Genomic DNA, 12,956 nt, shown 5'->3' on the forward strand with positions numbered 1-12,956 from the left:
GATTTGGGGCCCCCCCGCCCCCCGCGGCCCCCGGCCCCTTCCGGGCGCCCGCCCCCCCTTTATTGGCCCCCCCGCCCCAATGAATTTGGGGGGGCCGCGCCTCGGGGGCCCCACGCTTTTCCAAAGGGTCAAAATTCCACGTGAATTTTGTTTCGGGCCGTGCCAGATTGGCCCGAAGCGGGAGGAAGACACTCCTGCCTGACGCCGAATGCCTGCCGGAGAACCGGGCCGGCATGCGGTGCATAATGGACAAATAACCGACAGGGGTGTGGATCACATGAAACGTATCGTACTCGGCCTCATGGCCGCAGCTGCAATGGTTCTTCCGGCCTTCGCCGCGGACATTCAACCCGCGCTTCTCTATGATCTCGGCGGCAAGTTCGACAAGTCGTTCAACGAGGCGTCGTTCCACGGCGCCGAAAAGTTCAAGACCGAGACCGGCATCCCCTATGTGGAATTCGAGGTCAGCAACGCCACCCAGCGCGAGCAGGCGCTGCGCCGTTTCGCCGAGGACGGCCGCAATCCGATCGTCATGGCGGGCTTCTCCTGGTCGGATGCGCTTGACAAGATTGCCACGGAATTCCCCGAGACCAAATTCGCCATCATCGACATGGTCGTCGACAAGCCCAATGTCCGCTCCCTCGTCTACAAAGAGCAGGAAGGCTCCTATCTCGTCGGCGTGATGGCGGCGATGGCTTCGAAGTCGAAGAAGGTCGGCTTTATCGGCGGCATGGATATTCCGCTGATCCGCAGATTCGGCTGCGGCTTTGTCGGCGGCGCCAAAGCGGCCGGCGCCACCGACGTCATCCAGAACATGACCGGCGATACGCCCGCAGCCTGGAACGATCCCGCCAAGGGCGGCGAGATCGCCAAGACGCAGATCGACCAGGGCGCCGACGTGATCTATGCTGCGGCTGGCGGCACCGGTGTCGGTGTGCTGCAGGCGGCGGCCGACGCGGGCAAGCTCGGCATCGGTGTGGATTCCAACCAGAACGGCTTGCAGCCCGGCAAGGTGCTGACCTCCATGGTCAAGCGTGTCGACGTTGCCGTCTACAACACCTTCATGGATGCCAAGGACGGCAAGTTCACGGCCGGCGTCAACGATCTCGGCCTCAAGGAAGGCGGCGTCGACTACGCCATGGACGACAACAACAAGGCGCTTGTCGACGATGCGATGAAGGCAGCGGTCGAAAAGGCCAAGGCCGACATCATCGCCGGCACCATCAAGGTGCACGACTACATGTCGGACAATGCCTGCCCGTATTGATCGACAGACATTGCTGAGCTGACGAGCCGCCGGGTGAAAGCCCGGCGGTTTTGCATTGTCAGGCCGCTCACCAGTGCGGCGGCTTGGTCACCGGCACGTCGGGTGCGGCCTGTTCCTCCAGCGCCAGGAAGCGCTCGGCCAGCGCGTCGAGCTTGCGCTGCATGCGCTCGATCACCTTCCACTGCTCGGCGATCTGGCCGGACAGTTCCTCGATGGTCTTCTCCTGCTCGGCGGCGCGGATTTCCAGCGTCGTCAGCCGATCGTCGGGCATGGTCATTTGAAATCCTCGATCAGGCGATTGTGCAGGGTGCGGCCACGTTGGAAATTGACAAGCATGACGGGATTTGTCGAGAGTGAACCGTGCTCCGGCCAATTGGCACAGACCCAATTGGCACAGACTGGGCGTCATGCTAGGCGTTTGACCAAGCGGTAAAAAAATAACAGTGGGAACAGGCTGCATGGCGCAAGCCGCAATCGAGCTGATCGGCATCGACAAGAGCTTTGGCGCCGTGCGCGCCAACCGCGACATCAATCTGGAAATTACGCGCGGCACCATCCATGGCATCGTCGGCGAAAACGGCGCCGGCAAGTCGACGCTGATGTCGATCCTTTACGGCTTCTACCAGGCCGACAGCGGCGAAATCCGTGTCGGCGGCCAGCCGGCATCGATCAAGACACCGAACGATGCGATCGCGCTCGGCATCGGCATGGTGCATCAGCACTTCATGCTGGTCGACAATTTCTCGGTGCTGGAAAATGTCATTCTCGGCGCCGAAAGCGATGCGCTGCTGAAGAAAAGCATCGCCAAGGCGCGTTCCGAGTTGGAGCGGCTCGAGCGCGAATACGGGCTCGAAGTCGATCCGGACGCGATCATCGAGGAGTTGCCGGTCGGCCTGCAGCAGCGCGTCGAAATCCTCAAGGCGCTCTATCGCGGCGCCGAGATCCTGATCCTCGACGAGCCGACCGGCGTGCTGACGCCGGCCGAAGCCGACCATCTGTTCCGCATCCTCAGGCAGTTGAAGGAGCAGGGCAAGACGATCGTGCTGATCACCCACAAGCTGCGCGAGATCATGGCGATCACCGACACGGTCTCGGTGATGCGCCAGGGCACCATGGTGGCGACACGCGAAACCAGGAAGACCACGGTCGAGGAGCTGGCCGAGCTGATGGTCGGCCGGCGCGTGCTGCTGCGCGTCGAGAAAGGCGAGGCGAAGGCCGGCGGCGTCAAGCTCGCGGTCAAGAACCTGACGGTCAAGGATTCCCGCGACGTCACCATGGTCGACGACGTCTCCTTCGATATCCATGCCGGCGAGATCGTCGGCATTGCCGGCGTCGCCGGCAACGGACAATCCGAACTGCTCGAGGCGATTTCCGGCATCAGGCGCGCCGTTTCGGGTTCGGTGACGTTGGACGGCAAGCCGATCGACCTCACCGGCGCCGCCGATCCCGGTGAACTGCGCGAGCGCGGCCTTGCCCATGTGCCGGAGGACCGCCATCATGTCGGCCTGGTGCTGGCCTTCGAGGAGAACGAGAATTCGATCCTCGGCTACCAGGACGACGAGCGCTATCTGAAGGGGCCGTTTCTCGACATCGACGCCATCCGTAACGATGCCAGGGACAAGATCGTTAAATACGACATCCGACCGGCGGACTGCCGCCTCAAGACCGCCAATTTCTCCGGCGGCAACCAGCAGAAGATCGTGCTGGCGCGGGAAATGGAGCAGGATCCCGGCGTGCTGATCGTCGGCCAGCCGACGCGCGGCGTCGATGTCGGCGCCATCGAATTCATCCACAAGCGCCTAATCGCGATGCGCGACCAGGGCAAGGCGGTGCTGGTGGTTTCGGTCGAGCTCGACGAGATCCGCTCGCTTTCCGACCGCATTCTGGTGATGTTTGCCGGCCGCATCGTCGGCGAGCGCGGCCCCGACGCGACCGAGGGCGAACTCGGCCTGCTGATGGCCGGCGTCGAGCACCGGGAGGCCGCGGAATGAGCACTCCCTATGCCAAGCTGCCGGCCTGGGCCGATTATGTGCTGATCCCGCTGATCAATCTGTTCGTCGCCTTCGTCGTTGCCGGTTTCGTCGTCATATTGGTCGGCGAGAACCCGCTGCGTGCTGCGGTCATCCTGGTCGAGGGTGCCTTCGGTCGCGGCCAAGGCATCGCGTTCACGCTTTTCTATGCCACCACCTTCATCTTCAGCGGGCTGTCGGTGGCGGTTGCGGCGCATTGCGGCCTGTTCAACATCGGTGGCGAGGGCCAGGGCTATATCGCCGGTCTCGGCATCGGCATCGTTTGCCTGGCCTTCGACAGCGTGCTGCCTTGGTGGCTGACCTTCCCGATCGCCATTATCGCCGCCGCGGCGATGGGCGCGCTGTGGGCGCTGATCCCGGCCTATCTGCAGGCCAAGCGCGGCTCGCACATCGTCATCACCACCATCATGTTCAATTTCATCGCCGCCAGCGTCATGGTCTATGCGCTGGTGGGCATGCTGAAGCCGCCCGGCTCGATGGCGCCGCAGACGCGCACCTTCCTCGAAGGCGCACAATTGCCGAAGCTCAACTGGATCATCGAATTGTTCGGCGCCAAAATCCGTTCGGCGCCGTTCAATGTCAGCTCGCTGCTGGCGCTGGCCATGGCCTTTCTGGTGTGGGTCCTGATCTGGCGCACCAAGCTCGGCTACGAGATGCGTACCTACGGCCACAGCCCGAAAGCGGCGCGCTATGCCGGGATTTCGGAAATCCGCATCATCATCATTGCGATGATGATCTCGGGCGCGCTGGCCGGCATGATGGCGCTCAACCCGACGATGGGCGACCAGCACAATGTCGCGCTCGAATTCGTTTCGGGCGCCGGTTTCGTCGGCATCGCGGTGGCGCTGATGGGGCGACTGCACCCGGTCGGCATCGTGCTTGCCGCAATCCTGTTCGGCATGCTCTACCAGGGCGGCGCCGAGCTCGCCTTCGAGATGCCGGCGATCAGCCGCGACATGATCGTCATCATCCAGGGCCTGGTCATCCTGTTCGCCGGCGCGCTCGAGCATATGTTCCGGCCCTATGTCCAGGCGCTGTTCGCCTCGCTCAGCCCGAGATCGGTCGGCATGGAAGCGGTCAAGGGGAAGGGCGCCTGAGATGGATTTCTTCAACGCCATCGTACAGGTCCTGGACTCGACCATCCGTCTGTCGGTCCCCTTGCTGCTCGCCTGCCTCGCCGGCCTCTATTCAGAGCGGGCCGGCGTCTTCGACATCGGGCTCGAAGGCAAGATGCTGGTTGGCGCCTTCGCCGGTGCCGCCGCCGCCTCGGTCTTCCACTCGGCTTATGTCGGCCTCGGCATGGCCATACTCATCTCGGTCGCCTTCGCGCTGATCCATGGCTTTGCCTCGATCACCCATCGTGGCAACCAGATCGTTTCCGGCGTCGCGATCAATTTCATCGCCGCCGGATCGACGATCATGCTCGGCCAGGCCTGGTTCCAGCAAGGCGGGCGCACGCCGGCGCTGGCCGCCGGCGAGCGCTTCGAGACAATCATCTGGCCGGGCGCGGATGCGCTCAGGAGCGTGCCGATCCTCGGGCCGATCTATTCGGAACTCATCTCCGGCCACTCAGTGCTGGTCTATCTCGCCTTCCTGGCCGTGCCGTTCACCTGGTGGGTGCTGTTCCGCACCCGCTTCGGCTTGCGCCTGCGCGCCGTCGGCGAGAACCCGGCCGCGGTCGATACCGCCGGCATATCGGTCGCCTGGCTGCGCTACCGGGCGCTGATCTGCACCGGCGTGCTCACCGGCATTGCAGGTGCCTACCTGTCGATGGTGCAGAATGGCGGCTTCGTGAAGGACATGACCGCCGGCAAGGGCTACATCGCGCTGGCCGCGCTGATCTTCGCCAAATGGAAACCGGTCAACGCCATGTTCGCCTGCCTGCTGTTCGGCTTCCTCGACGCGGCGTCGATCCGCCTGCAAGGCACGCCGCTGCCGCTGATCGGCAAGGTGCCGGTGCAATTCATGCAGGCGCTGCCCTATGTGCTGACCGTCATCCTGCTTGCAGGCTTCATCGGCAAGGCAATCCCGCCGCGTGCCGGCGGCGTGCCTTATGTCAAGGAACGCTGATTTATCATGGCTCGTGATCTGTTCGAAGCGGCGAAAGCCGCCATGGCCAAGGCCTATGCGCCCTATTCGAAATTTCCGGTCGGCGCGGCGCTGCGCACCGAGGACGGCCGTGTCTTCACCGGCGCCAATGTCGAGATCGCGTCCTATCCGGAGGGCTGGTGCGCCGAAACCACCGCGCTCGGCCACTACATCATGGGTGGCGGCGGCAAGATCACGGAAATCGCCGTGATCGCCGAACGCGTGGCAAAATGCTCGCCCTGCGGTGGCTGCCGGCAGCGGCTGGCCGAATTCTGCCGGCCGGAAACGAAGTTCTATCTCTGCGATGATAGCGGCGTGGTCGAGACCGTGACCATGGGCGAGTTGCTGCCATACGGCTTCCAGGGCGATGTGTTGAAATGAAGGAAGCACTCGATCACCTCGTCGAAAGGCTGGACGGGCTGGCGCCGACCACTGCGCTGGTGCTGGGATCGGGGCTTGGCGGGCTTGTCGACAAGGTCGAGGATGCGGTGCGCATTTCCTATGCCGACTTGCAGGGCTTCCCCAGAAGCGGCGTCAGCGGCCATGCCGGCGAGGTGGTGGCGGGGCTCTTTGCCGGCACGCCGGTGCTGATGCTGTCCGGTCGCGCACACTATTACGAGCACGGCAACGCGGCGGCGATGCGGCCGGCACTCGAGGTGCTCGCCGGCCTCGGCATCTCCAGGCTGATCCTCACCAACGCCGCCGGTTCGGTCGATCCCGGGATGGGCCCGGGCTCGGTGATGCTGATCACCGACCACATCAATTTCTCAGGCTCCAACCCGCTGATCGGCGAGCCGAGCGACCGCCGCTTCGTCGGCCTGACCGAAGCATACGACGCCCGTCTCCGCTCCGCCATCGAGCAAGCCGCGAAGGCCACCGGTACCAGGCTGCACAAGGGCGTCTACATGTGGTTCTCCGGCCCATGCTTCGAGACGCCGGCCGAGATCCGCATGGCTCGCATCATGGGCGCCAACGCGGTCGGCATGTCGACGGTGCCGGAGGTCATTCTCGCCCGCTTCCTCGGGCTGCGCGTCGCAGCCTGTTCGGTCGTCACCAACCTTGCCGCCGGCATGACCGGAGCCGAGCTGTCGCACCAGGAGACCAAGGACATGGCGCCGGTCGGCGGCGCGCGGCTGGCGACCATTCTGCAGCGTGTTTTTCAGGACGGGCTTCCGGAGCACAGGGTAGACGCCTGATGCTTCCCCAGGAAATCATCCGCCGCAAGCGCGACGGTCAAAAACTCTCGGCTGAGGAGATATCGGCTTTCATCGAGGGCCTGACCGCCCGCACCGTTACCGACGCGCAGGTCGGCGCCTTCGCCATGGCGGTGTTCTTCAACGGCATGAGCCGCGACGAGGTGGTGGCGCTGACTATGGCGATGCGCGATTCCGGCGATGTGCTCGACTGGTCGGATCTGCCCGGCCCGGTCACCGACAAGCATTCGACGGGCGGCGTCGGCGACAATGTCTCCTTGATGCTGGCACCGATCGTCGCTGCCTGCGGCGCCTATGTGCCGATGATTTCCGGCAGGGGCCTCGGCCATACCGGCGGCACGCTGGACAAGATGGATGCCATCCCCGGCTATATCAGCCAGCCGGATGTTGCGCGCTTCCGCAAGACCGTGCTCGAAACCGGCTGCGCCATCATCGGCCAGACCGCCGATCTCGCATCCGCCGACGCCAGGCTCTACGCCATCCGCGATGTGACGGGAACGGTGGAATCGGTGCCGCTGATCACCGCCTCTATCCTGTCGAAGAAGCTGGCGGCCGGCCTCAATTCGCTGGTGCTCGACGTCAAGGTCGGCAACGGCGCGTTCATGGAGAAATCGCGCGACGCAACCACCCTGGCCAACAGCCTGGTCGACGTCGCCAATGGCGCCGGCCTGAAGGCCTCGGCGCTGGTCACCGGCATGAACGAGCCGCTGGCGTCCGCTGCCGGCAATGCGGTCGAGGTGCGCAACGCCGTCGACTTCCTCACCGGCCGCTTCCGCGACCGGCGGCTGGAGGAAGTGACGCTGGCGCTGGCCGCCGAGATGCTGCAATCGGCAGGCCTGGTGTCGTCCAACCAGGACGGCCTGCGCCGCGCCGCCGAGACGCTGGCCGGCGGTCGCGCCGCTGCCATCTTCGCGCGCATGGTGGCGGCACTTGGCGGTCCCGCCGACTTTGTCGACAATCCGGAAAAATATCTGCCGAAAGCGGCAACGGAATTTGCCGTCAAGGCGAGCGCGAACGGCTTCGTCACCGGCATCGCAACCCGCGAGATCGGGCTTGCGGTGGTCGGGCTTGGCGGCGGGCGGACGCGGCCGGACGACAGGATCGATCACGCCGTCGGCATCACCAGGCTGCTGCCGGTCGGCGCTGAAGTGCGGACCGGCGAGGCGCTGGCGCTGGTCCATGCCCGCAATGCCGGGGATGCCGAGGCGGCCGCGGCCGCCGTGCTTTCGGCCTATACGATCGGGACTTCCAAACCGGCCGCGGAGAAAACCGTCATCCGGCGGATCCTGCCGCGCTGATAGTCACTGAACCAGCAGCAGCGTGCCGTCTTCGACCTGGTATTTTTCGAGCCGCTGCAGAAAGCTCATGCCGATCAGGTTGGTGTGCAGCGCCCTGTCGTCGAGCACGACGGCCTCGACGCCCTCAACGGTGATCCTGCCGATCTGCAGGCGGTCGATCGTCACCACGGCGGCCTTGATCGCACCATTGGCGGTGTTGACCTGATGGCTGAAATCCGTCGAATTGAGCGAGATGCCGATCCTGCGCGCAGTCGAGCTGTTGATGGCGACGAGCGTCGCACCGGTATCGATCATGCCGTCGATCTGGCGGCCGTTCAACTTGAAGACCGACACGAAATGGCCGCGCGCGTCCGCGGTGACGACGACCTTGCGGCCGAGCGGCTGCGGCGTTGCCGGCCTGTCCGGAACGGCGGCGAGGTTCAGGTCGGTTTGGGTGTCGGCCGGCTTGGCTCCGATGGCTGATTTCAACAGCCGCTCGATCGTCTGTGGATTCGACTGATAGACGATCGGCAGCGATGCCGACGTTCCGGCAAACACGCCAAGGATGAGGAGCTTGCGCAGCATGGACCGGCCTTTGTGGTTGCCGATCCTTAGTCCGACATGGTGTTTGCCGCTTTAACGAATGCGGAAACCAGCCGTTTGCGTAAACAATCGGTAAACGGACCTATTTGGTGCCGTACATACGGTCGCCGGCATCGCCGAGGCCGGGCATGATGTAGCCCTTCTCGTTGAGTTGGCGGTCGATGGAAGCGGTGAAGACCGGAACATCGGGATGCGCCTGGGTAAAACGCTCGAGGCCCTCTGGTGCCGCCAACAGGCAGAGGAAGCGGATGTTGGTGGCGCCGCGGCCTTTCAGCTTGTCGATCGCCGCGATCGCCGAATTAGCGGTCGCCAGCATCGGGTCGACGACGATCACCAGCCGGTCGGCGAGGTCGCCCGGCGCCTTGAAGAAATATTCGACCGCTTCCAGCGTCTCATGGTCGCGATAGAGGCCGATATGGGCGACACGCGCCGCCGGCACCAGATCGAGCAGGCCTTCGAGCAAGCCGTTGCCGGCGCGCAGCACCGAGGCGAAGACCAGTTTCTTGCCCTCCAGCGTCGGCGCCTCCATCGTCTCGATCGGCGTCTCGATCGTCGTCGTGGTCAGTTCCAGGTTGCGGGTGACCTCGTAGCCGAGCAGCAGCGAGATCTCGCGCAACAGCCGCCGGAAGCCGGCCGTCGAGGTTTCCTTCTTGCGCATGATGGTCAGCTTGTGCTGGACAAGCGGATGGTCGACGACGGTGACGCCCTTCATGGTGTTCTCCGAACTGCGCAGGTGAATAGTGAATGGTGAATGGTGAATAGTGAATAGTGAACTGGTTTGCGAGTCCTTGGTTGCGCGGAAGAACTCGCGGTTGACCGACCGAAGCGCCAGGTTCGCAATTCAGCATTCACCTGCCCTTGGCGCCGAGCCTGCCCAGCAGCGCCGCCCTGGTCTTCCTGTCGACGAAAGCTGCCTCGATGGCCGTCCTAGTGACGGCGGTGAGCGCCTTGTCGTCCATCGCAAAATGCTCGGCGGCGATGTCGTATTCGCGCTTCAGCGAGGTCCAGAAATAGGGTGGGTCGTCGGAGTTGAGCGTCACCTTGCAGCCCGCTGCCCTTAATGCGGGAAATGGGTGGTCGGCGAAACTGTCGAAGACCTTGAGCGCGATGTTGGAGCCAGGGCAGCATTCGAGCACGACGCCTTCGTCGGCGATGCGCCGCACGAGATCGGGGTTCTCGATGGCGCGCACGCCGTGGCCGATGCGAGACGGGCGGATGTGGTCGAGTGCCGCCTCGACGCTCTCCCAGCCCATCAATTCGCCTGCGTGCACGGTGATGCCGAGGCCGGCCTCGCGGGCGATCTCGAAGGCCCTGACATAATCTTCCAAATCGCCAATCCGCTCGTCGCCGGCGACGCCGAAGCCGGTGACCAGCGGATGCCCGCTGCGGGCGGCGAAACGCGCAGCCCGCTCGATCGATTCGACACCGAAATTGCGCACGCCGGTGACGATCATGCGGCCTTCGATGCCGGTCTTCGCCTTGGCGCGGGCTATGCCTTCGCCGAGCGCGTCGGTATAGGCCTTCGGCGACAGCCCGGCCTTGCTGGCATGGTCCGGCGAGGTGAAAACCTCGGAATAGATGGCGCCGTCGCGGGCGAGGCTGGTCAGGTAGTGATCGGCCAGCCGCGCATAATCTTCTTCGGTGCGGAACAGGTCGGAGGAGAAGTCGTAGGCGGCGAGGAAGGAGGTGAAATCGTGCCAGGCGAAGGAGCCGTCCCGGATGTAGGGCGAGGCATCCCTGCCGTATTTCTCGGCCTGGCGGAGGACGAGTTCAGGCGCCGCTGCCCCTTCGATGTGGCAGTGCAGTTCTGCTTTCAAAGGCATTCAATTATCCCGTCAGGCTTTTTCTTATGACGCAGGTTCTTGTCGGAAAACCGTGCGACGCTTTTCCGGAACCTGCTTCGAAGCGCGGCCGAACACCGCGCCTTAAACAATAGCGCCCGCACCATCGATCGGCTATGGTCCCGCCGATTTTATGGCGGATCAAAACGATGTCGGTTGAAAGAACCACGGCTGCGGGCGGCATGGAAACCTCCTATGGTTTCAAGCGGGTAGGGCCAGGCGACAAGCAGCCCCTGGTCAATGATGTTTTCCACAAGGTGGCGAACCGCTACGACCTGATGAACGACCTGATGTCGGCCGGGTTGCATCGGTTGTGGAAGGACGCCATGGTCGCCTGGCTCAATCCACCGAAGCGGCCGGGCTGGCGCGTTCTCGACGTTGCCGGCGGCACCGGCGACGTCGCCTTCCGCATCGTCGAGGCGAGCGGCAGGCATGCCCATGCGACGGTTCTCGACATCAACGGCTCGATGCTCGCCGTCGGCCGCGACCGAGCCGAGAAAAAGGGCCTGTCGGCAAATACCGATTTCGTCGAGGCCAATGCCGAGGAACTGCCTTTTGCCGACGCTACTTTCGATGCCTACACCATTGCTTTCGGCATCCGCAACGTGCCGCGTATCGATGTGGCGCTTGCCGAAGCCTATCGCGTGCTGAAGCCTGGCGGGCGCTTTCTCTGCCTTGAATTTTCCGAGGTCGAGATGCCGCTGCTCGACAAGGTCTATGAGGCATGGTCGTTCAACGCCATCCCGCGGATCGGCAAGGCGGTGACCGGCGACGGCGAGCCCTACTCCTATCTGGTCGAATCGATCCGCAAATTTCCCAATCAGCAGAATTTCGCGGCGATGATCTCGCGCGCGGGCTTCGAGCGCGCCTCATTCCGCAACTATTCCGGCGGCATCGCCGCGCTTCATTCGGGCTGGAAGCTTTGAGGCTGGCCCGCATTTTCATAGCCCGACGTGCCTTTCGCCAGTTCAGGAAACCGGCAAGGCAAAGCCAGCCATGAGCAGCATAGGCGCTGGTTTCAGGCTCGTGCGGGCCGGCTGGGTGCTGGTCCGCGAGGGTGTCATCGCGGCGTTGCCCGGCGACGAACTCTTCGGCCTGCCGAAATTCGGCTGGCGCATGGCCCGGCTGTTCACCCGTCGCCGCGCGCTTGCCTACGAGCGCGGCGACCGGCTGGCCAAGGCGGTCGTGCGGCTCGGCCCATCCTACGTCAAGCTCGGCCAGTTCCTGGCGACGCGGCCGGACGTCGTCGGCAACGACATAGCGCTCGATCTCGCCATGCTGCAGGACAAGATGCAGACATTTCCGAAGGCCGAAGCCATAGCGGCAATAGAGGCCTCGCTCGGACGCAAGGTCGGCGAGCTCTATGCCAGTTTTGGCGAGGCCGTCGCCGCCGCCTCGATCGCCCAGGTCCATACCGCCGAAACCCTGCAGGACGGCGTCGTTACCCGGGTGGCGGTGAAGGTCATCCGGCCGGGCGTGCGCCGCCGCTTCTTTCGCGATCTCGAGAGCTATTTCCTCGCCGCCCGGCTGCAGGAAAAATATATCCCGTCGTCGCGCCGGCTGCGGCCGGTCGAGGTGACGGAGACGCTGGCCCAGACCACCAAGATCGAAATGGATTTGAGGCTGGAGGCGGCGGCTTTTTCGGAACTCGGCGAGAACACCAAGGACGATCCCGGCTTTCGCGTGCCGTCGGTCGACTGGGAGCGCACCGGCCGCGACGTGCTGACCATGGAATGGGTCGACGGCATCAAGTTGAACGATATTGCCGGCCTCGCCGCCGCCGGCCACGACCTGAAGGCGATTGCCGCCAACCTGGTCCAGTCGTTCCTGCGCCATACGCTGCGTGACGGTTTCTTCCATGCCGACATGCATCCGGGCAACCTCTTCGTCGAGGCCGATGGCACCATCGTCGCCGTCGATCTCGGCATTGCCGGCCGGCTCGGCAGGAAGGAGCGCCGCTTCCTCGCCGAAATCCTCTACGGCTTCATCACGCGCGATTACCAGCGCGTCGCCGAGGTGCATTTCGAGGCTGGCTACGTGCCGCGCCAGCACAATGTCGCAGCTTTCGCCCAGGCGATCCGGGCGATCGGCGAACCGATCCACGGCCAGCCGGCCGAGACCATCTCGATGGCCAAGCTGCTGACGCTGCTGTTCGAGGTGACCGAGCTCTTCGACATGGCGACGCGATCCGAGTTGGTGCTGCTGCAGAAGACCATGGTCGTTGTCGAGGGCGTCGCCCGCACCCTCGACCCGGCCTTCAACATGTGGAAGACGTCGGAACCTGTGGTCAGCGGCTGGATTGCGCGCAATCTCGGCCCGCGCGCTTTGCTGGCCGATGCGCGCGACGGCGCCAACGCGCTGCTGGCGCTGGCCCGCCAGGCGCCGGACCTCGCCGCCCGCACCGAGCGGCTGTCGCGTGAGATCGACCTGATGGCCGAACACGGCCTGCGCTTCGACGAAAGGACCGCGCACGCGATCGGCAAGGCCGAGGCGCGCTACACCCGCTCCGGCCGGCTGGCGCTGTGGGTAATCGCATTGACGCTGGTGTACATCGCCTGGAAGCTGCTCTAACGCCTTGTTGTCGATTGATTGCATTGCTATCATTGCCTTCGGCGATTTTGGATAAAGTGCAATCA

13 protein-coding genes are annotated in these 12,956 nt (G+C 64.2%); 9 read left to right on the forward strand and 4 right to left on the reverse strand.

Annotation, left to right across the window (positions count from 1 at the left end):
• The first annotated feature begins 277 nt into the window (after positions 1-277).
• The gene (locus tag NKH37_RS05215; RefSeq protein WP_353004677.1) at positions 278-1,267 is read left to right on the forward strand and encodes a BMP family lipoprotein; all 990 of its coding nucleotides are present in this window, start codon (positions 278-280) and stop codon (positions 1,265-1,267) included.
• Between the two features lie 67 nt (positions 1,268-1,334).
• On the opposite strand, the gene NKH37_RS05220 is transcribed toward NKH37_RS05215, so the two are convergent.
• On the reverse strand, positions 1,335-1,544 hold the full coding sequence (locus NKH37_RS05220) for a SlyX family protein (protein WP_031194007.1): 210 nt from the start codon (positions 1,542-1,544) through the stop codon (positions 1,335-1,337).
• Positions 1,545-1,725: 181 nt separating this feature from the next.
• Between NKH37_RS05220 and NKH37_RS05225 the strand changes: the two genes are divergently transcribed.
• The 6 genes from NKH37_RS05225 to deoA are packed head-to-tail and all read left to right on the forward strand — an operon-like array spanning position 1,726 to position 7,897.
• Complete coding sequence (locus NKH37_RS05225) at positions 1,726-3,258, forward strand: ABC transporter ATP-binding protein (RefSeq protein WP_353004679.1); 1,533 nt, start codon at positions 1,726-1,728, stop codon at positions 3,256-3,258.
• The gene (locus tag NKH37_RS05230) at positions 3,255-4,394 is read left to right on the forward strand and encodes an ABC transporter permease (protein WP_352484653.1); all 1,140 of its coding nucleotides are present in this window, start codon (positions 3,255-3,257) and stop codon (positions 4,392-4,394) included. Before NKH37_RS05225 ends, NKH37_RS05230 begins: the two co-directional genes overlap by 4 nt.
• A gap of 1 nt (position 4,395) precedes the next feature.
• A complete protein-coding gene (locus NKH37_RS05235) occupies positions 4,396-5,367 on the forward strand; it encodes an ABC transporter permease (RefSeq protein ID WP_023719007.1) in 972 nt (323 codons plus the stop codon).
• Positions 5,368-5,373: 6 nt separating this feature from the next.
• Complete coding sequence (gene cdd / locus NKH37_RS05240) at positions 5,374-5,766, forward strand: cytidine deaminase (protein ID WP_023719008.1); 393 nt, start codon at positions 5,374-5,376, stop codon at positions 5,764-5,766.
• Positions 5,763-6,581, forward strand: coding sequence for a purine-nucleoside phosphorylase (locus NKH37_RS05245; RefSeq protein ID WP_353004681.1), 819 nt, complete (start codon positions 5,763-5,765; stop codon positions 6,579-6,581). Before cdd ends, NKH37_RS05245 begins: the two co-directional genes overlap by 4 nt.
• Positions 6,581-7,897, forward strand: a complete 1,317-nt coding sequence (deoA, locus tag NKH37_RS05250; protein ID WP_353004683.1) for a thymidine phosphorylase — start codon at positions 6,581-6,583, stop codon at positions 7,895-7,897. The genes NKH37_RS05245 and deoA overlap by 1 nt, the downstream gene beginning before the upstream one ends.
• 3 nt (positions 7,898-7,900) lie before the next feature.
• On the opposite strand, the gene NKH37_RS05255 is transcribed toward deoA, so the two are convergent.
• From NKH37_RS05255 to NKH37_RS05265, 3 genes are all read right to left on the reverse strand, one after another.
• Positions 7,901-8,461: a TIGR02281 family clan AA aspartic protease gene (locus NKH37_RS05255; RefSeq protein ID WP_353004686.1), complete on the reverse strand. Its 561-nt coding sequence runs from the start codon at positions 8,459-8,461 to the stop codon at positions 7,901-7,903.
• A gap of 100 nt (positions 8,462-8,561) precedes the next feature.
• The gene (gene upp / locus NKH37_RS05260) at positions 8,562-9,191 is read right to left on the reverse strand and encodes a uracil phosphoribosyltransferase (RefSeq protein ID WP_023675320.1); all 630 of its coding nucleotides are present in this window, start codon (positions 9,189-9,191) and stop codon (positions 8,562-8,564) included.
• Between the two features lie 136 nt (positions 9,192-9,327).
• Entirely contained in the window at positions 9,328-10,302 is a 975-nt protein-coding gene (locus NKH37_RS05265; protein WP_353004688.1) for an adenosine deaminase, read from the reverse strand.
• A 167-nt stretch (positions 10,303-10,469) separates the two neighbouring features.
• Here NKH37_RS05265 and ubiE point away from each other — a divergent pair, with 167 nt between their 5' ends.
• Both ubiE and ubiB read left to right on the forward strand, forming a co-directional pair.
• Positions 10,470-11,246 carry a bifunctional demethylmenaquinone methyltransferase/2-methoxy-6-polyprenyl-1,4-benzoquinol methylase UbiE gene (ubiE, locus tag NKH37_RS05270; RefSeq protein WP_352857410.1) on the forward strand — a complete coding sequence of 259 codons (777 nt, stop codon included), beginning with the start codon at positions 10,470-10,472 and terminating at the stop codon, positions 11,244-11,246.
• Positions 11,247-11,316: 70 nt separating this feature from the next.
• The gene (ubiB, locus tag NKH37_RS05275) at positions 11,317-12,891 is read left to right on the forward strand and encodes a 2-polyprenylphenol 6-hydroxylase (RefSeq protein ID WP_023719014.1); all 1,575 of its coding nucleotides are present in this window, start codon (positions 11,317-11,319) and stop codon (positions 12,889-12,891) included.
• Positions 12,892-12,956: the final 65 nt, after the last annotated feature.

The sequence above is a fragment of the Mesorhizobium sp. M1217 genome (genome assembly GCF_040318275.1).
Classification (GTDB): domain Bacteria; phylum Pseudomonadota; class Alphaproteobacteria; order Rhizobiales; family Rhizobiaceae; genus Mesorhizobium.

What these genes read in the sequence shown, in the direction of transcription:
- cdd (WP_023719008.1), top strand. Translation starts at nt 5,374, where the DNA reads ATGGCTCGTGATCTGTTCGAAGCGGCGAAAGCCGCCATGGCCAAGGCC.
- NKH37_RS05225 (WP_353004679.1), top strand. Translation starts at nt 1,726, where the DNA reads ATGGCGCAAGCCGCAATCGAGCTGATCGGCATCGACAAGAGCTTTGGC.
- ubiE (WP_352857410.1), top strand. Translation starts at nt 10,470, where the DNA reads ATGTCGGTTGAAAGAACCACGGCTGCGGGCGGCATGGAAACCTCCTAT.
- NKH37_RS05235 (WP_023719007.1), top strand. Translation starts at nt 4,396, where the DNA reads ATGGATTTCTTCAACGCCATCGTACAGGTCCTGGACTCGACCATCCGT.
- NKH37_RS05230 (WP_352484653.1), top strand. Translation starts at nt 3,255, where the DNA reads ATGAGCACTCCCTATGCCAAGCTGCCGGCCTGGGCCGATTATGTGCTG.
- NKH37_RS05255 (WP_353004686.1), bottom strand. Translation starts at nt 8,461, where the DNA reads ATGCTGCGCAAGCTCCTCATCCTTGGCGTGTTTGCCGGAACGTCGGCA.
- ubiB (WP_023719014.1), top strand. Translation starts at nt 11,317, where the DNA reads ATGAGCAGCATAGGCGCTGGTTTCAGGCTCGTGCGGGCCGGCTGGGTG.
- NKH37_RS05265 (WP_353004688.1), bottom strand. Translation starts at nt 10,302, where the DNA reads ATGCCTTTGAAAGCAGAACTGCACTGCCACATCGAAGGGGCAGCGGCG.
- deoA (WP_353004683.1), top strand. Translation starts at nt 6,581, where the DNA reads ATGCTTCCCCAGGAAATCATCCGCCGCAAGCGCGACGGTCAAAAACTC.
- NKH37_RS05215 (WP_353004677.1), top strand. Translation starts at nt 278, where the DNA reads ATGAAACGTATCGTACTCGGCCTCATGGCCGCAGCTGCAATGGTTCTT.
- upp (WP_023675320.1), bottom strand. Translation starts at nt 9,191, where the DNA reads ATGAAGGGCGTCACCGTCGTCGACCATCCGCTTGTCCAGCACAAGCTG.
- NKH37_RS05220 (WP_031194007.1), bottom strand. Translation starts at nt 1,544, where the DNA reads ATGACCATGCCCGACGATCGGCTGACGACGCTGGAAATCCGCGCCGCC.
- NKH37_RS05245 (WP_353004681.1), top strand. Translation starts at nt 5,763, where the DNA reads ATGAAGGAAGCACTCGATCACCTCGTCGAAAGGCTGGACGGGCTGGCG.